The following is a 17,304-nucleotide window of genomic DNA, read 5'->3' as shown; positions in this document are numbered from 1 at the left end:
GACCTGTTTTACTTCAAGCGTCAAGTGACGCGCGCCTCGTGATCACTTGAAGTTTGAAGCTAGACTGGGGTGCTATGGCCGCCGCGACCGAGGAGCCACGCTGGCTGGACGAGGACGAACTGCACACCTGGTTCGCCCTGGTCAGCCTGTTCACGCGGCTGCCCGCCGCGCTGGACCGGCAGTTGCAGCGCGACGCCGGGGTCAGCCTGTTCGACTACCAGGTGCTGGCCGCGCTGTCCGACGCGCCGGAGCGCACCATGCGGATGAGCCGGCTCGCGCTGATCGCCGACGGGTCGCTGTCCCGACTGTCCCAGGTGGTGGCGCGGCTGGAGAAGCGCGGCTGGGTCAGCCGTACGCCGGACCCGGCCGACGGCCGCTACACCCTCGCCATACTCACGGATGCGGGCTGGGAAAAGATCGTCGAGGCCGCTCCCGGGCACGTCGCCGAGGTACGCCGCCTCGTCTTCGACCCGATGACCAAGGCCCAGCGCCGGCAACTGTGCGACATCGGCCGGCGGATCAGCACCACCATCGACCCCGACGAGTCCTGCCTGCGCTGACCGCAAAGTGCGCATGTCCGCATCTTCCGAACAGCCGGATGACGCTTTCTGCGAACCGGCTCTATGAAAGTTCCCGCTGGTTTTCGCTGGTGGCAGCCATCGGTTGAATCAACTGGCGACCAGTACGGTCACGTTGCCGGTCTTGTGTCCCTGATCGACGTAGTGGTGGGCCTGCACGAGCTGCTCGAACGGATAGCTGCGGTCCACCACCACGCGCAGCCGGCCGCTCTCGACCATTTCCCGGACGATCGGTAGTGACTCCCGCTTGTCGGCCGACATCCCGGTGATCACCCGCCGGCCGCCCAGCAGGGACGTCACCGGTGCCAGGACTGCATTGCGCAGCCCGGTCGTGGCGATGTAGCGACCGTTCGTGGCGAGCACCCGGCGGCAGCGGCGCAAGGAACTCCGGCCCACCGTGTCGAAGATGACGTCGTAGGCCTGGTCGCCCCGCGTGAAGTCCGCCACCGTGTAGTCGATGACCTTGTCCGCGCCGAGCGACTGTCCGCTGGCGAGCCCGACCTTGGTCCGCAGGAAGAACAGCGCGGTCGTCGCACCGTCGACTGCGGCAGCCGCCTGCTCGAATGTCGTGTTGGCCGGCTTGTGCGCCAGCGAAGCCGTCCCGGCGAGCTCCAGCCCCATCACCCGCATCCGTTTGCGGGGCCGCCACAGACCGATGATGACGCGTCCCCAGCGGGGGCACCCTCGACGCATCAGGCACTCGGCTGTCGTGACGGTCGTCGCATGGACCTTGATCAGCACCTGATCGTCCCGGGGGACCGGCTTGTCGACCTGCTGGATCTGCAGCACTTCCGGCCTGCCGTACTCGGTGAACACAGCCGACCGCATCGGCGGACCTCCCCATCGTCACGCGGGCGCCACCGGGCCGTCACGGCCCGGCCCGGTCCGTCGAGTCTGCTCGAAGCCAGCTGAGACGAACCTGAGTAGGAAGGCGGGCCGGCGTCAGACGGCCGGGACGAAGCGGACCCGGAACAACGCCGGCCAGTACTTGCCGGTGATCAGGAACTCGTCGGTGCCGGGCACCGCGGCGATGCCGTTGAGCACGTCGGCCCCGGCCCGCTCGTCGCCGGTGAGCAGGCCGGCGGCGTCGACCTCGGCGACCACCCGACCGGACGCCGGGTCGATCCGGACGATCCGGTCGGTCTGCCAGACGTTGGCCCACACCTCGTCGCCGACGCACTCCAACTCGTTCAGGCGCGGCAGCGGCTCCCCGTCCAGGGTCACCGCCACCGAACCGGTGGCGGTGAAGGTCTGCGGATCCCGGAACGTCAACTGGTCGCTGCCGTCGCTCATCACCAGCCGGCCGGCGGCGGCGTCGTGGCAGATCCCCCAGCCCTCGCCGTCGTAACGCACCTGGCGCACCTCGGCCAGGGTGTCCGGATCCCGCTCGTACGCGACCCCGGCCCGCCAGGTCAGCTGCCAGATCCGGGGACCGGCGATGGTGATCCCCTCGCCGAACACCTCGTCCGACAGGCGCACCCGCTGGCGTACCTGGCCGGTGTCGAGGTCCACGACGCGCAGCTCGGATTCGCCGTACTGGCCGGTACCCTCGTACAGGTCGGTGCCGTGCAGCTCCAACCCCTGGGTGAACGCGCCCGTGTCATGCCGGTATCGGGCGAGTACGTCGATCCGCAACTTGTCCGACACCCCTGCCGGGTCCGATGAATCGGATGCCGACCTGGACGCCGGATCAGGCGCCCACGGCTGGGCGAGCACCACCAGCCCCACGGCGACCACCGCGAACGTCAGGGCGAACACGACCGCCCATCGCCAGCGCACGCCACCACCTCCGATCGGCTGTACGGGTGCAGGTGCAGGTCAGCACGGGTGCGCGTCACATGGTAATAACGAGCTTCGCCCGGGGATGTGCACGCTCGTAGTGGGCCATCGCGTCGGCCGCCCGCGCCAGCGGGTAGGTCCGCTCCACAGCCGGTACGATTTTGCCGGCCTCGATCAGCTCGGCCAGCTCGCGCAACGGCTGCTGACGGGCGGAGGCGACGAACGAGCGGACCTGCTGGCTGACGAACGGACCGGAGATCGTGCTGTGGGCCAGCCGGCCGAGCGCACCGAACCACCGGCCACCGGCGCCGCCGGACAGCACCAGGGTGCCGTGCCTGGTGAGCACCCGGCGACAGTCCGCCAGCCGATGCCGGCCGGCGAGGTCGAAGAGCAGATCCCAGCGCCGGCCGGCGCGGGTGAAGTCCTCCCGGGTGTAGTCGATCACGTCGTCCGCGCCGAGCGAACGGACCAGCTCGACGTTGCGGGTGCTGCACACCCCGGTCACCTCGGCGGCACCGAGTGCCTTGGCGATCTGCACCGCGAAGGTGCCCACCCCGCCGGACGCGCCGTTGATCAGCACCCGTTGCCCCGGCCGCAGTCGGCCATGGTCGCGCAGCCCCTGCAGCGCGGTGACCCCGGCGACCGGCACCGCAGCCGCCTGGGCGAAGGTGACGTTGGTCGGCCGGTGCCAGGCCACTTTGGTCGGTACGGCCGCGTACTCGGCGAAGCTGCCGGTGCTGATCTCGGCGTACACCTCGTCGCCGGGCTGGAACCCGGTCACGTCCGCGCCGACCGCGATCACCTCGCCGGCGACGTCGCGGCCACGCACCGTGACCTTCGGCCGGGTCAGTCCGAAGGCGAGCCGGGCGACGTACGGCTGCCCGGTCATGATGAACCAATCGCCCATGTTGATCGATGCCGCTCGTACCCGTACCAGCAGTTCGTCGCCGGCGATGGACGGACGCGGCAGCGTGCGCACGGACAGCACCTCGGCGGACCCGTACCGGTCCTGCGCGACCGCCTGCATGGTGGTCCCGGCGCGCGTCGCCGGGTTGGTGTCGGCGGCGCTCATTCGACGGTCCGCAGGATCTGCTCGATCGCGTTGGTGCGCGACCGCAACTCGGCCAGGTCGGCGGCGACCCGCTGCTGGGCGTCGAGGGAGTTCTCGGCCAGTTGCTCGTAGCGACGGACGAGTTGGCGCATCGCCTCCTCCTGGTCGGCCACCATCCGGGTCTTGCGGAACTCGTGCACGGTGGCCATGGTCGCCACGATCAGGAAGGTGGCCAGGCCGAGCACCCCGAGAATGAGGATCGTGCCAGGCCAGCTGGCGGCTTCGGCCGCTTGGACGTACATCAGGACTTCTCCTTGGGCGCGGGATCCGGTGCCGGATCCGGTCGGGTGAGGGTCGCCGCCGCATCGGCCAGGGTCGACGGGGTCAGCTGCAGGGTGAAATCGACGACTTCGTAGTACTTCATGGCTTTGCCGTCGTCGGACAACTCCAGGTTGCCGACGATCAGGCCGGCGGCCTCCAGTCGCCGCAGGTGCATGTGCAGCAGCGGGCGGCTGATGCCGATCTCCCGGGAGAGATGGCTCACGTAGTCGCGGCCGGCGGCGAGCCTGCCGATGATCCGTAGCCGGAGCGGGTTGGCCAACGCCGCCAGCTTCTCGACCAGGTCGTCGCCGGAGGGCGTAGCCGATGTCATCGCTCTCCTTCACGTGTCAGGACTTTCTTACACATGAAAGAGTAGCAGGCTTCAACAAGCGTCGGTAGCGCGGGACGTGGGGTAGCAACGGTCCCGCCGCCCCACCCCGAAGACATCGATGGCAATCTAGCTATCATGGGTCTGGATGACGTACGGCGTGCCATTGACACCGTGGACGGCGAGATCGTGGCGTTGATCGGTCGCCGCCAACGACTGGTCCGCCAAGCCAGCAAGTTCAAACACGACGACGACGAGGTGCGGGCGCCGGACCGCGTCGAGCAGGTCATCCGATCGGTCCGCGAGCGGGCCGCTGCGTCCGGAACGGATCCGGACGTGGTCGAGGCGGCCTACCGCGCGATGATCGACAGCTTCATCGAGTACGAGCTACGCATACGCCGACACGCGTCGCAGTGACCGGGCGCCGCCTCGCCTAGGGTTGTCCCATGTCCAGTATCTCGTGGGCGGATTCGTACCTGGGCCAGCTACGGGCGCTGGCCGGCGACCGCGTCCTGTTGTTCGTCGGTGCCCGGTGCGTGGTACGCGACGCCACCGACCGGGTGCTGCTCATCAAGCGCTCGGACAACGGGCTGTGGGCACTGCCGGCCGGCGCGATGGAGCTGGGCGAGTCGATCGCCGGCTGCGCCGCCCGGGAGGTGTACGAGGAGACCGGCCTGCGCGCCGCCGGGGTGACCCCGTTCGCCATGCACACCGGGGCGGACTACACGTTCACCAACATGTACGACCACACGTACCAGCTGTTCGTGGTCTGCTTCCGGGTCGACGGGTACGGCGGGCACCTGGTGCGGGAAACCGACGAGACCACCGATGCCGGCTTCTTCGCGGTGGGGTCGCTGCCCGCTCCGCTGGCCGGGACGGTTCCGGACACCCTCTCCGACCTGACCGCCTTCGAACACTCCGGTCAACTCGTCCTCAAGTAGCCCCCGCCCCCACCCCGCCCCCTCACTCCGCCACACTCCCCGGCGATCTTGGACTTGTCGAGGGACATAGCAGCCGAAAGCTCTCGACACGTCCAAGATCGTCGGAGGGTGAGGGGCCTGGGGGTGGGCGGCCCGGGGTGAGGGGCGGGTCAGCCGGCGAGGTCGGCGCCGGGACTGTTGGTGACGGATTCGATGTTGCTGCGCAACTCGTGGTTGGGCAGCACCAGGGTGATCGCCACCGCGATCAGCCCGACCAGTCCGGTCACCAGGAACACCGTGTGCAACGAGTCGACGAAGGCGTACTGGATGGCCGCCCGCACCGGCTCGGGCAGGGCGAGGATGGCCGCCGGCTCGTTGATCGAGATCTCGGTCCCGCCCTGCGCCGCCACCTGCGCGGCCTGGTCGGGCGGCAGCGCCGCGACCGCGTCCGGCATCCGGGCGGCCAGCTCCTCGCTGAGCCGGGAGTTGAGCACGGCCCCGAGGATGGCCACCCCGAAGGACCCGCCGAGGGACCGGAAGAAGGTCACCGCGGAGGTGCCGGCACCGAGGTCCCGCAGCGGAATCGCGTTCTGCACGGCCAGCACCAACGACTGCATCGACAGCCCCAACCCGGCGCCGATGAGCACCATGAACACGAATGCCAGCCACAGCGAACTGCGTACCTCGAGTTGGGTGAAGAACAACCCGCCGACGACCAACGCGACCGATCCGGCGACGGGGAACCACTTGTACCGCCCGGACCGGGTCATCGCCCGGCCGGTGAGGACCGAGGCGACGATGATGCCGACCATCATCGGCAGCATCAGCAGACCGCTGCTGGTCGGCGAGGCACCCTTGACGATCTGCAGGTAGAGCGGCACGAAGATGATCGAGCCGAACATGACCAGGCCGAGCACGAATCCGGCGGCGTTGGCCAGGGCGACGGTACGCACCCGGAACAGGTTCAGCGGCAGGATCGGTTCGGCGACCCGGGACTCCTGCAGCAGGAACAGCCCGGCCAGCATCGCGCCGACCACGAACAACCCAAGGATCAGTGGGGAGCTCCAGGGGTACTCGACTCCGCCCCAGCTGAGCGCCAGCAGGATCGCGCTGACCCCGGCTACCAGCAACGACGCGCCGAGCCAGTCGATCGCGTGGTCGCGGCGCCGGAACGGGATCAGCCGCATCACGTACCAGCAGATGATCATCGCGACGACGGCCAGCGGCACGTTGATGAAGAAGATCCAGCGCCAGTTCGTCTCGGCGAAGTAGCCGCCGACCAGCGGCCCGGCGACCGACGACAGGCCGAATACGGCACCGAACATGCCCTGGTAGCGGCCCCGGTCCCGGGGCGAGACGACGTCGGAGATGATGGTGAAGGCCAGGGTCATCAGCCCGCCCGCGCCGATGCCCTGCAGGCCCCGGGTGACGATCAGCTGGGTCATGTTCTGCGACATGCCGGCCAGCAGCGACCCGAGCAGGAACATGCCGATCGAGAACAGGAACACCGGCCGCCGCCCGACCAGGTCGGCCATCTTGCCGTACAGCGGGGTCGACGCGGTCGAGGCGAGCAGGTACGCGGTGACCACCCACGAGTAGTGGTTGATGCCGCCGAGTTCACCGACGATCGTCGGCAGCGCCACACCGACGATGGTCTGGTCGAGCGCGGCGAGCAGCATGCCCGTCATCAGGCCGGACAACAACAGCAGGATCTGCTGGCGGCTGAGTGCGGGTGCCGCCCGCTCTTCGGCGATCGTCATGTCGAGCTCTCCCCTTCCACCCGCGGACCGCGATCCGCCGGTTCCGTCCCCCCGTACCGGGTGGTGATCGAATCGATCAGCCGTCCGAGCAGTGCGCTGAACTCGCACCGCTGCTGCGGCGTCCAGTCCGTCAGCAGCTCACGGACGGCGTTGACCCATATTGCGCGGTTGCGCGCGTACACCTCACGGCCGTGCTCGGTCGGGGTGATCACGCTCGCCCGCCGGTCGCTCGGGTCCGCGGCGCGGGTGGCGAGTCCGGCGGCTTCGAGCGCGGCTACCTGCCGGCTGACCGTGGAGATGTCGAGCCCCAGGTCTTCGGCGAGCACGCTGAGCCGGTCCGGCTGGTCCCCGGCGATGCGGACGAGCAAGGTGTACGCCGCCCGTTCGAGCGGCGGATCGAACCGCAGTCCCTGGTAGAACAGATGCACCGAGCGGTAGAAGGCACCAAACTGCTTGCCCATGGCGATGAGTTCGGCGTCGGAACCGGCCGGTGGACCGCTGGGCAATGGCACCCGCGCACCCCGTCCAATAGTTGCTTGCTACAAGCATGCTAGCAGTCGGTCCGTAGCGGCCTGCCCGAACCGGCAGGTGATCTCGGCCATGCTCCGCCGAGCCGAGCCGAGCCGAGCCGAGCCGACGGCGACGGCCGACAGCGACGGCCGACAGCGACGGCATACCCGATCTGCCTGTCCTGCAACGTTTGAGCGGTTGTTCCCCGGGCAACCGCAGCGCATGGGGCAGTCATCCGCCGACAAGCGGCACCTTTCCACCCGTGCCGCCCGTGCCGCCCTGGTCGCACTGGTCGCACTGGTCGACCGATGGTCGGGACAGCCGATCCTGGTCGTCGGTGACGCCATGCTCGACGAGTGGCGATTCGCCTCGTCGGCCCGCCTGTGCCGGGAGGCACCCGCCCCGGTACTCACCCTCGACCACCGGCAGGTCGCCGCCGGCGGTGCCGCCAACACCGCCGTCAACCTGGCCACCCTCGGTGCCCGGCCGCTGCTGGTCGCACCGGTCGGGGTGGACGAGATCGGCGACCAGATCGCCCGCTGCCTGCACCTGGCCGGGGTGCAGGACCGGATGGTCGCCCAGCCTGGCACCCGTACACCGGTGAAACGCCGGCTGCTCGCCGCCGAGCAGATCCTGCTGCGGGAGGATGAGGGCGGCCCGCACGGCCCGCCCGTCACCGAACAGATGGAGCGGCTTCTCGCCGCGATCGCCGCCACCACCGAGGGGATCCGGCTGGGCACCGGCGAAGCGGCCACGACGGTCTCTCGGCCGGCGTTGGTGATCTGCGACTACGGGCTCGGTGCACTGGCCGATCCGGTGCGTCGGTGGCTCGTCGACAATCGGGACCGCTACGGCGTCGTCGCCCTCGACGCCCACGACCTCAACCGCTGGGACGGGCTACGGCCCACCATCATCACACCCAGCATCGCCGAAGCGGCCCAGGCTCTCGGCCTGGGCGTGCCGCAGGTGGACCGGGTCGGCGCGGCCAGGGACATGCTGGCGTCTCTGCGGGCCGGCACCGGCGCGGAAGTGATCGCGGTGACCCTCGACGTGGACGGATCCGTCGTCGACGGACCGGGTGGCACACGGCACAGCCGTACCGAACCGGTGCCGGCCAGTCAGGCCGTGGGCGCCGGCGACGCCTACCTGGCCGCGCTCACCCTGGCCGTCGGCGCCGGTGCCACACTGCCGGACGCGGCCGAGCTGGCACAGGCCGCCGCGGCGCTCACCGTGCGCGACCCCGGCACCTGTGTCTGCCACCGGGAGGCGCTGGTCAGCGCCCTCGGCGGGCGGCCGGCCGACCCGCCGCCCACCACCGCCGCCCGCGACGCTGCTTCCGGCGCTGCTACCAGCACCGCTACCGGCACCGTCCCGGACGAGCTGATCGAGCAGGTACGCCGGCACCGGGCTCGTGGCGCTCGGATCGTGTTCACCAACGGCTGCTTCGACGTGCTGCACCGGGGCCACGTCGGCTACCTCACCGACGCCGCCGCCCTCGGCGACCTGCTGATCGTCGCGGTCAACTCCGACGACAGCGTGCGCCGGTTGAAGGGACCGGACCGGCCGGTCAACCCGGTCGAGGACCGGGCGGCCGTCCTCACGGCGCTGGCCAGCGTCGACCACGTCGTCGTCTTCGAGGAGGATTCACCCGCCGGGCTGATCGAACGCGTCCGCCCCGACGTGTACGTCAAGGGCGGCGACTACCCCCCGGACATGGTGCCCGAGGCCCCACTGGTCCGCCGGCTCGGTGGTGAGGTGCACATCCTCGGCTACGTACCGGACCGGTCCACCTCGGCGATCATCGACCGCATCCGGGCCGAGGCGACCGGCCCACAGCCGGCAGCCGCCGACGGTCGGCTGGCCCGTGCGGTCCGGACGGCACGGCACGCGAGGCGCAGCATATGAGCCGTCCACTGCCGCCCGGAGACCCGGCCGAGTTCCGCACCAACCGGCTGCTCGACGTGCTCGTCCCCACCCGCAACCGTCCCGCCGAGTTGGCCACCACCCTCGCCGGGCTGGCCGCGCAGGAAGGACCCGACGGTTTCGGCGTGGTGGTCAGCGACCAGTCCGACGCCGGTCCGGCCTGGGCGGAGCCGGCCGCCGCCACCATGGTCCGGGTGCTCCGGCACGCCGGCCGTCCGGTGCTGCTCACCCGCCGGCTGCCCCGGCGCGGCCTGGCCGAGCACCGGGCGTACCTGCTCAGTCTCTCCACCGCCCGGCTGGTGCTGCTGCTCGACGACGACGTCTGGCTGCGACCGGGCACCGTGTCGCGGCTGGTGACCGCGATCGCCGACCTGCGGTGCGGCTTCGTCGGCAACGCCGTACACGGGCTGTCGTACCTGGACGACGTACGGCCCGAAGACCACGACGGCTACGTCGAGTGGGACGGCCGGCCGGTGCCGGAGGAGATCCGCCCGGACACCCCGCAGTGGCAGCGCGCCCGGATCCATTCGGCCGCGAATCTGGCGCACATCACCGACAACCTCGATCTCGCCCCCGGCGACTGGCGGGCGTACCGCGTCTCCTGGATCGGCGGCTGCGTCCTGTTCGACCGGGCCAAGCTGGTCGCGGCCGGCGGCTTCGATTTCTGGCCCCGGATGCCGGCGGACCACCAGGGCGAGGACGTCGCCGCCCAGCTGGCGGTGCTGCGCCGTTACGGCGGCGCCGGCATCGTGCCCAGCGGGGCCTACCACCTGGAGTCGCCGACCACCGTCACCCGCCGCCGGGTCGAATGCTGGCAGGTGCTGCTCGACGAGGAACGCGCCGCCGACCGGCGGGACCGGGTGCCGCAGGAGGCCCGACCGTGACGGCAGGGCCTCCGACGGCACGACCCACGACGGTACGGCTGGACCGGCCGGCCACCACGATCTGGCAGCTGGACGTGGCGGTACTGCGTACCCTCGTCGAACGGCTGCCCGCCGGGGAGGCGGCGCTGCTGGTCGACACCCTGCCCCCGCTGCTGGCGATCGCCGCGCGCCCCGACCCGGACACCGGGTACGGGTTGGACGGCGAGCCACCGGCCCGGTTCGGCGTCGCCGAGCTGATCCGCCGGGTGCGTCGGCGCACCGCCCGGTACGACGACGATGACCAGGCGGTACGCTGCGAGATCGCCGCGACCCTGCACCGCATCGCCGGCTACTGCCCGGACGGGTTGCTCTACCGGGTGCAGCTACCACTGCCCGACGACATCCGGGAGCTGTTCCCGCAGCCGGTCCGGTTGCGCGCCGCCGGAGGTGGTTAGGTCCGTCACCGCCTCCACCACCTCGGCGACCGGCACGTCGGCCACGAACGGCTCCCGGTGGTCGCAGCCGGTGCCGCCGCCCCGGGCGGGGAAGCCGACCGTGCTGCAGTCCAGCCCGCAGACCGGACAGTGGATGGTGAACGCGGCCAGCGGCCGGTGCCGGCCACGCACCGGTGGGGCGCCGTTGAGCAGGTTGCCTATCCAGTAGATGCCGACCGTCGGCGCACCGACCGCCGCCGCCAGATGCAGCGGGCCGGTGTCGTTGGCGACCAGCGCGGCGCAGCCGGCGAGCAGGCCGGCCAAACCACCGAGGCTCAGCTCGTCCACCACGGTCCGCAGCGGCCGGGCCGCCGCGCGGGCGACCTGCTCGACGACGTCGCGTTCCGCGCCGGTGCCGGTGACGACCACCTCGAAGCCACGGTCGGTGAGCTCGTCGGCGACCGCCGCGAACCGCTGCGCCGGCCAACGCCGACGCGGATCGCTGGCCCCCGGGTGCAGCACCACCCGGGGCCGGTGGGCCGGCCCCAGCACCCGTTCGGCCTCGGCCCGGTCGGCGGCGGTGACCGGAACCTGCGGCATCAGCGTCACCGGGTCGGCACCGACCAGCGCGACCACCTCCAGGTAACGGAACACCTCCGGCTGGTAGTAGACGTAGCGGAGCCACCGGTCCAGTGGTGGCGCGTCGGCCGCGCGCAGCCCGGCGGTCACCCGCGCACCGAGCGCGGCGACCAGGGGGTTGCTGTTGCGGCCACCGCCGTGCAACTGCAGCGCCAGGTCGAACTCCTCCCGGCGGGCCCGCGCCAGGAACTGCGCCATCGTGATCGGCGCGTCGGTGCGCTCATCGTCATGCTCGTCGGTGTGCTCACCGGTACGCTCCGAAGCCGCTTCGGCGGCCCGGATGCCGTCGGCGGGTGGCACCACCAGCACCCGGTCGATGCCGGCGGGCCGGTCGGCCGCCGACCGCCCGCCCAGCCAGCGGGCGTGCCAGGGCGCGCCGAGCAGCACCAGTTCGGCCTGCGGGTACGCGGCCCGCAGCGCGGTCAGCGCGGGTACGGCGAAAATGAAGTCGCCGAGCGCGTTGGCGCGCAGCACGGCGATTCGACGCACCTGCGGCACCAGATCGTACGGGCTCGCCGGGCTCGCCGGGCTCGCCGGGCTCGCCGGGCCCATCGGGCTCATCGGGCGGTGCTGGCCTGCCGGCGGCCCAGATCCGCCTCGGCGCCGTACGGGTGGTGCAGTTCCCGGTCGGCGGCCGGGTCGAGGTCGTCGGCGGTGATGTCGTCGACGGCCAGGTCCTCGGCCGCCGCGTCGGAACCGTCCGGTGCCGGTCCGCCGTCGCCCGCCGTGATCGTGGCACGTCTGGCCGGCCCGACCGGGCGCACGCCGGCGGTGCCGGCGGCCGGTTGCTGGTACTGCGGCCGCCCGACCGTTATCGAGCGACGCCCACCCGGCTCGGCCCGCAGCATGGTGACGGTGAGCAGGCCGTGGTCCATCACCGCGTCCATCCGATGTACGTCGACCCCGCTGGGCAGGCGCAGCCGGTATTCGAAGCCCCGTTCGGTGGAACCGGAGTCCGGCATCCCGTGGTCGGTGTTGACCTCCTGCTCCGACCGGGCCCGGATGCACAGGTCAGCGCCGTCGACGTCGACCGCCACCTCTTCGGGGGCCACCCCGGGAAGTCGGGCGATCACCTGCCAACCGTCGTGGGTGTCCTCCAGTTCGACCTCGGGCGGGCCACCGTCACCGCCGAGCGCACGGGTCAGTTCCGACCAGAGCGACTGCAGGTTGCCGATCGGATCCCAACCGCGATCCTGCATCTGGTCCCGGGGTTGACTCATCGGGCACCTCCCGTACGTCCGGCCGGGCGGGAGGATGGGCCCGCCCGGTTAGCGGGGCAGCATCCCGGCCGCGTACCCACCGGCCGGCCGGCCAAACGCCTCCGGACGTTGCTCGCGGCTGCGACACTGCCTGACCAGCGCAGCAGCCGCGCTGACCCCGCTCCACCACCCGGTCCGCGACGGTGCGGTGAGACCGAGTCCCCGCAGCGGCAGGTGCCACCCGTTTCCGCGGAAGCATCAGTCTGCCTCCCCAACCGTTTCCCACCGGCCGTCGACCCGGCGCGGAATCCCCGCAGGGTTGCCATCACGCAACTCGACCGGCAGCACCGCGGCCGGTGCCGACTGGTAGGTGACCGGTCGCAGCCAGCGCCGGATCGAGGCGGCCCCGACCGAGGTGTGGCCGACAGCGGTCGTGGCCGGGAACGGGCCGCCGTGCTGCTGTGCCCAGGACACCGCGACCCCGGTCGGGAAGCCGTCGAAGAGCAGCCGGCCCGCCGCCGCCCGCAGCACGCCGGCCAGCCGCGCGGTCAGCTCGGCTTCATCCGCAGCAGCCCGGATCGTCACGGTCAACTGCCCGCCGAGCCGGCGGATCGCGTCCACCGCCTGGTCCGGGTCGGCGTAGCGGGCGATGATCGCCGCCGGCCCGAAGCACTCCGCCAGCAAGGTATCGGACAGCTCCCCGGCGTCGACGCCGAACAGCAGCGGAGCAGCCTGGAAGCCCGGTCCGTCGGGAAAGCGGCCCTCGGCGAGCACCGTCGTACACGGGTCCTCCCGCCAGCGCCGCGACCGCTGGTGGAATCCGTCCCGGACGCCCGCGCCGAGCAGCGTGCCGGGCTGCCCGGAGTCGACCAGTTCCGCGGCGTGGGCGACCAGCCGGTCCCCGTCGGCGCCGGTCGGTACCAGGAGCACGCCGGGCTTGGTGCAGAACTGTCCCGTGCCGAGGGTGAAGGAGGCGACGAATCCGGCGGCAAGACCCTCCGGATCGGCGGCTGCGGCACCTGACGTGGCGAGCACCGGGTTGACGCTGCCCAGTTCGCCGTACAGCGGGATGGGCTCGGCCCGCTCCGCCATGACCGCCTGCAACGCCCGGGCCCCGGCGAGGGAGCCGGTGAAGCCGACAGCGGTGACAGCGGGGTGGGCGACCAGGCCGGCACCCGCGTCGAGGCCGTGCACCAGACCCGCCGTTGCGGCCGGCAGTCCGTGCCGGGTTACGACTCGGACCAGCGCGTCGTGGCAGCGGATCGCGGTCTCCGGGTGGCCCGGGTGTGCCTTGTTCACCACCGGACAGCCGGCGGCCAGCGCGGATGCGGTGTCCCCGCCGGGGACTCCGAAGGCGAGTGGGAAGTTCCCCGCGCCGAAGACGGCGACCGGGCCGAGCGGCACCAGCATCCGGCGCAGGTCCGGCCGGGGACCCATCGGGGTCTCGGCGGGCGGGTCGATGGTCGCCTCCAGGTACGAACCCTCGGTCAGCACCTCGGCGAAGAACCGCAGCTGGTAACAGGTGCGGGTGAGCTCGCCGGTCAGTCGCGACTGTCCCAGTCCGGTCTCCCGGTCCGCCACCGCGACCAGGCCCGCCTGGTCCCCGGCCAGCTCATCGGCCAGGTCGTGGAGGAGCGCCGCACGTCCGGCTCGCCCCAGCCCGTCCAGCGACGGCGCGGCGGCTCGCGCGGCGAGGCAGACGGCGTCCACCGTCGCCGGGTCGCTCGTCTCGGTGACCTCGGCGACCACCTGGCCGGTGCGTACGTCGATGCTGGGAACTGCGGTCACGACTGCTCCTCGGTTACCGGGTCGGGGTCGGTGGTGGCGGCGATCGTGCCGAGCGGTACGGGAACCGCGATCGGGCGACCAGCCAGCGGGGTGGGGTCGACTGCCGCGCCGCCTGCGGCGCCGAGCAGGGCGGCGAGCGGGAACGCACAGATCCGACCCTGACACATTCCCAGCCCGGCCCGGCAGGTCAGTTTGGCCGCACGGGGGTCGGTCACCGCGAGGGTGTCCACGGCATGCCGGATCCGGGACACCGGAACTTCCTCACACCGGCAGATCAGGGTGTCCTCGCGCAGCCAGCTGAGCCAGCCAGGCCGGATCCGATACGTTTCGGCGAGCGCCGCCGCGAACCGCCGCTGCCGGTCCCGCCTACGGTGCAGATGGGTACGCGCGGTAAGGGGTGACGGCCGGCCGCCACCGGACATCGCGAGGCCGCCGGACTTCGCACGATGGCCGGACTCCGCGAGGTCGGCGGCGGCTCGGCCGGCCAGCTCGCCCTCGACCGCAGCGAGCTGGGCACCGCCGATCCCGGTCACCTCGCCGGCGGCGTACACCCCCGCCACGGTGGTGCGCTGGTCGTCGTCGGTGACGACGATCGGGGTACCGGCCAGGTCGACAGTGGTGGCACAGCCCAGGGCGAGGGCGAGCTCCACCGAGGCGACGAAGCCGTAGCCGGTGGCGACCGTGTCGACCTGCAGCCGCCGCCGGCTGCCGGGCCGGATGGTCCAGTCCGGCCCGAGCCGTGCCACCGACACCGCCTCGACCTCACTGTCGCCGTGTGCCGCGACGACAGCATGTCGGTAGTGGACCGGAACCCGGTGCCGGCGCAGGACCCGCAGGTAGTGCGCCGCCTCCCGAAGCCGACCCGGCTGGCCGGCGACGGCCGGTAGCCGGGTCAGCCAGTCGGCCGGATGGTTGGCCTCGAAGACGCCGAGGACCCGGGCTCCGGCCTCGGCCAGGGTGGCGGCGACCGGCAACAGGAACGGGCCGGTGCCGGCCACAACGACCCGGTGTCCGGGCCGGACGAGTTGGCCCTTGACGAGCGCCTGCGCTCCGCCCGCGGTCATCACCCCGGGCAGATCCCAGCCGGGGAACGGCAGAGCGAGGTCGTGGGCGCCGGTGGCGAGCACGACGGACCGCGCGCGGAGCGTACCGCCGCTGGTGAGCCGGAGCGCGAAGCCTTCACCGGGGACGGTACCGCCCGGAGCGGGGCCAGCGGCCCACACCGCGTCGTCCGGGCGCAGGGTGATCCTCGGGTGCCCCGCGACGGAGCCGGTGACGTCCCTGCCGGTGGGGTCCGCCCCGACCTGGCCGGGCAGTTGGGCGGCCAGCCGTTCGGCGGGCTGCCGGTGGTACTGCCCGCCCGGCCGGGCTCCGGCGTCGACGACCGTGACCTGCCGGCCGTGCCGTGCGGCGGCCAGCGCCGCCGCCATCCCGGCCGGGCCGGCTCCGATCACCGCCACATCGACCGGTACGGGCACTTCGGCCAGCGGTTCTTCCTCCTTCGACGACCCCCCGGGCATCGCCGTCCACGGCGGGGTCACCTCGTCGCCGTGGGCGGCCTCGGTGAGGCACGCTCGGACGGCGGGGCCGCCGTTCACCGAGATCAGGCAGTCGTGACAGGCACCGATTCCGCAGAAGAGGCCACGCGGTCGGCCACCGGACCGGGTACGCCGCCAGGAGCGGACGTCGGCGGCGTGTAGCGCCGCTGCGATGGTCTGGCCCGGCAGCACCACGATCCGCCGGTCGCCGAAGCTGATCTCGAAGGGTTTCCCGGTCACCGGACACCCCCGGGGCCGTTGGGCGCCGCCCGCGTCGGTGCGGGGACGGCAACCCGGCGCAGGGCCGGTCGGCCCGGCCGGAACGGGGCGGGGTCGAGTTCCGGCGTGACGCCGGTGACCATCTGCCGGATCAGCAGACCGGTGGCCGGGGCAAGGCCGATGCCGGCTCCCTCGTGGCCGGCGGCGTGCAGCAGCCCGGCGACATCCGGGTCGGCACCGATGACCGGCAGGTGGTCCGGGCTGTAGGGCCGGAATCCGCGGTACGCCCGGATCGCCCGCACCCCGGTCAGGGCCGGAAAGAGCCGGATGGCCTGCCTGGCCAGGCGGGCGAGCACGTCCACCCGCAGGGCGGGGTCGAGGCCGACCCGTTCCCGGGAGGCGCCGATCAGGATGGTCCCGCCGTCGGTGGCCTCGACCACCGTGGAGGTCTGCAGGGTACGGTCGTCGCTGGCGACGTCGGCCACATAGGCCGCGTCGTAGACCTTGCCCCGGATCATCGGTGGCAGTGGCTCGGTGACCAGGATGAACCCGCGACGCGGCTGGATCGGCAGATGTACGCCGGCCAGGGCGGCGACCTCTCGGGCGCCCAGCCCGGCGGCGTTCACGACGTACCTGGTGGCGATCGCGCCGGCGGGCGTACGAACGCTGGTGATCCGACCGGTACGGTCGCGGCCGAATCCGGTCACCGGGCGGCCGGTGACCAACCGGGCGCCGTTGGCCCGGGCCCGGCGTAGCAGGGTCGCGGCCGCCAGCACCGGCTGCACCTGCATGTCCTGCGGGTAGTGGACACCACCGGCCAGATCCGGGGTGAGCTGGGGTTCCAGCGCCCGGGCCCGGTCCGGTCCGACCGGTTCGGCGACGACCCCGGCCGCCCGCTGGGACGCGGCAAGCTGGTGCAGCCCGGCCAGGCCGTCGGCACCGGTGGCGACCACCAGTCCGCCTTTGGCCTCCAGTGCGATGCCGCTGTCGCCCGGTCCGGTCGACGGGTCGCCCAGCCGCCGGCGGTGGAGCGATTCGGTGCCGGGCACGGAGCCGGCCGCCAACTCGGCACCGAATCGCTGCCAGAGCGCGCGGGAGAGCAACGCCAGCGCCAGTTCCGGTCCGGGCTCCTTGTCCGAGACGAGGATGTTGCCCTCCCCTGCCCCGGTCGTCCCGGCGCCGATCCCGGTCCGGTCGACCACCACCGTGTCGAGACCGGCGGCGGCGAGTTCGTCGGCGCAGGCGGCACCGATGATCCCGGCGCCGACCACCACCACGTCAGCGCCGCGACCCGGTGCCCAGCCGCCGAAGTGGCTGGGCACCGGGAAGCTGGACCGGGCACCGGTCGAACGCTTGAGAGGCCTCATAGCATGTGACATAGTACTTGCTCGTGCAGTCCAGGCAAGGCTACGACCAGCGCAGAACGGGATCAGACAGCCCCGATCTCGACGATG

Annotated in this window: 18 protein-coding genes; 6 read left to right on the top strand and 12 right to left on the bottom strand. The window is 72.1% G+C overall.

What is annotated here, in order from left to right:
- Positions 1–74: 74 nt before the first annotated feature.
- A complete protein-coding gene (locus ACN27F_RS20965) occupies positions 75–560 on the top strand; it encodes a MarR family winged helix-turn-helix transcriptional regulator (protein ID WP_421435962.1) in 486 nt (161 codons plus the stop codon).
- Between the two features lie 108 nt (positions 561–668).
- Here the strand turns inward: ACN27F_RS20965 and ACN27F_RS20960 are convergent, their stop codons facing one another.
- The 5 genes from ACN27F_RS20960 to ACN27F_RS20940 form a co-directional block, all read right to left on the bottom strand.
- On the bottom strand, positions 669–1,406 hold the full coding sequence (locus tag ACN27F_RS20960; RefSeq protein WP_421435959.1) for an NAD(P)-dependent alcohol dehydrogenase: 738 nt from the start codon (positions 1,404–1,406) through the stop codon (positions 669–671).
- A 114-nt stretch (positions 1,407–1,520) separates the two neighbouring features.
- A complete protein-coding gene (locus ACN27F_RS20955) occupies positions 1,521–2,357 on the bottom strand; it encodes a glutaminyl-peptide cyclotransferase (RefSeq protein ID WP_421435956.1) in 837 nt (278 codons plus the stop codon).
- A gap of 55 nt (positions 2,358–2,412) precedes the next feature.
- Positions 2,413–3,384 carry an NAD(P)-dependent alcohol dehydrogenase gene (locus ACN27F_RS20950; RefSeq protein ID WP_421440364.1) on the bottom strand — a complete coding sequence of 324 codons (972 nt, stop codon included), beginning with the start codon at positions 3,382–3,384 and terminating at the stop codon, positions 2,413–2,415.
- A gap of 41 nt (positions 3,385–3,425) precedes the next feature.
- Positions 3,426–3,710, bottom strand: a complete 285-nt coding sequence (locus ACN27F_RS20945; protein ID WP_421435953.1) for a hypothetical protein — start codon at positions 3,708–3,710, stop codon at positions 3,426–3,428.
- Positions 3,710–4,060 (bottom strand): ArsR/SmtB family transcription factor, encoded by a 351-nt coding sequence (locus tag ACN27F_RS20940; RefSeq protein WP_421435951.1) that lies wholly within the window; start codon positions 4,058–4,060, stop codon positions 3,710–3,712. The genes ACN27F_RS20945 and ACN27F_RS20940 overlap by 1 nt, the downstream gene beginning before the upstream one ends.
- Before the next feature lie 135 nt (positions 4,061–4,195).
- Here ACN27F_RS20940 and ACN27F_RS20935 point away from each other — a divergent pair, with 135 nt between their 5' ends.
- Both ACN27F_RS20935 and ACN27F_RS20930 read left to right on the top strand, forming a co-directional pair.
- On the top strand, positions 4,196–4,474 hold the full coding sequence (locus ACN27F_RS20935) for a chorismate mutase (RefSeq protein ID WP_421435948.1): 279 nt from the start codon (positions 4,196–4,198) through the stop codon (positions 4,472–4,474).
- 29 nt (positions 4,475–4,503) lie between these two features.
- Positions 4,504–4,998, top strand: a complete 495-nt coding sequence (locus tag ACN27F_RS20930; RefSeq protein ID WP_421435946.1) for an NUDIX domain-containing protein — start codon at positions 4,504–4,506, stop codon at positions 4,996–4,998.
- A 149-nt stretch (positions 4,999–5,147) separates the two neighbouring features.
- Here the strand turns inward: ACN27F_RS20930 and ACN27F_RS20925 are convergent, their stop codons facing one another.
- Both ACN27F_RS20925 and ACN27F_RS20920 read right to left on the bottom strand, forming a co-directional pair.
- Complete coding sequence (locus ACN27F_RS20925; protein WP_421435944.1) at positions 5,148–6,737, bottom strand: MDR family MFS transporter; 1,590 nt, start codon at positions 6,735–6,737, stop codon at positions 5,148–5,150.
- On the bottom strand, positions 6,734–7,249 hold the full coding sequence (locus ACN27F_RS20920) for a MarR family winged helix-turn-helix transcriptional regulator (protein WP_421435941.1): 516 nt from the start codon (positions 7,247–7,249) through the stop codon (positions 6,734–6,736). The genes ACN27F_RS20925 and ACN27F_RS20920 overlap by 4 nt, the downstream gene beginning before the upstream one ends.
- 343 nt (positions 7,250–7,592) lie before the next feature.
- Here ACN27F_RS20920 and rfaE2 point away from each other — a divergent pair, with 343 nt between their 5' ends.
- Genes rfaE2 through ACN27F_RS20905 form a run of 3 tightly spaced genes read left to right on the top strand, consistent with a single transcriptional unit; the run spans position 7,593 to position 10,488 of the window.
- Positions 7,593–9,152 (top strand): D-glycero-beta-D-manno-heptose 1-phosphate adenylyltransferase, encoded by a 1,560-nt coding sequence (gene rfaE2, locus ACN27F_RS20915; protein ID WP_421440362.1) that lies wholly within the window; start codon positions 7,593–7,595, stop codon positions 9,150–9,152.
- Positions 9,149–10,054 (top strand): glycosyltransferase, encoded by a 906-nt coding sequence (locus ACN27F_RS20910; RefSeq protein ID WP_421435939.1) that lies wholly within the window; start codon positions 9,149–9,151, stop codon positions 10,052–10,054. Before rfaE2 ends, ACN27F_RS20910 begins: the two co-directional genes overlap by 4 nt.
- Positions 10,051–10,488, top strand: a complete 438-nt coding sequence (locus ACN27F_RS20905; protein ID WP_421435937.1) for a DUF2267 domain-containing protein — start codon at positions 10,051–10,053, stop codon at positions 10,486–10,488. The genes ACN27F_RS20910 and ACN27F_RS20905 overlap by 4 nt, the downstream gene beginning before the upstream one ends.
- Here the strand turns inward: ACN27F_RS20905 and ACN27F_RS20900 are convergent.
- The 5 genes from ACN27F_RS20900 to ACN27F_RS20880 form a co-directional block, all read right to left on the bottom strand.
- Entirely contained in the window at positions 10,417–11,658 is a 1,242-nt protein-coding gene (locus tag ACN27F_RS20900) for a glycosyltransferase family 9 protein (RefSeq protein ID WP_421440360.1), read from the bottom strand. The two genes, ACN27F_RS20905 and ACN27F_RS20900, sit on opposite strands and share 72 nt — an antisense overlap.
- 5 nt (positions 11,659–11,663) lie before the next feature.
- Complete coding sequence (locus tag ACN27F_RS20895) at positions 11,664–12,326, bottom strand: Hsp20/alpha crystallin family protein (RefSeq protein ID WP_421435934.1); 663 nt, start codon at positions 12,324–12,326, stop codon at positions 11,664–11,666.
- 237 nt (positions 12,327–12,563) lie between these two features.
- Positions 12,564–14,093, bottom strand: a complete 1,530-nt coding sequence (locus tag ACN27F_RS20890; RefSeq protein WP_421435933.1) for an aldehyde dehydrogenase (NADP(+)) — start codon at positions 14,091–14,093, stop codon at positions 12,564–12,566.
- Positions 14,090–15,871 carry an FAD-dependent oxidoreductase gene (locus ACN27F_RS20885; RefSeq protein ID WP_421435931.1) on the bottom strand — a complete coding sequence of 594 codons (1,782 nt, stop codon included), beginning with the start codon at positions 15,869–15,871 and terminating at the stop codon, positions 14,090–14,092. Before ACN27F_RS20885 ends, ACN27F_RS20890 begins: the two co-directional genes overlap by 4 nt.
- Positions 15,868–17,217, bottom strand: coding sequence for an NAD(P)/FAD-dependent oxidoreductase (locus ACN27F_RS20880; RefSeq protein ID WP_421435928.1), 1,350 nt, complete (start codon positions 17,215–17,217; stop codon positions 15,868–15,870). Before ACN27F_RS20880 ends, ACN27F_RS20885 begins: the two co-directional genes overlap by 4 nt.
- Positions 17,218–17,304: the final 87 nt, after the last annotated feature.

Origin of the sequence: Solwaraspora sp. WMMB335 (genome assembly GCF_049179075.1) — a bacterium.
In the GTDB taxonomy this organism is placed as follows: Bacteria; Actinomycetota; Actinomycetes; order Mycobacteriales; family Micromonosporaceae; genus Micromonospora_E.
This window is presented reverse-complemented; position numbering and strand designations above follow the sequence as displayed.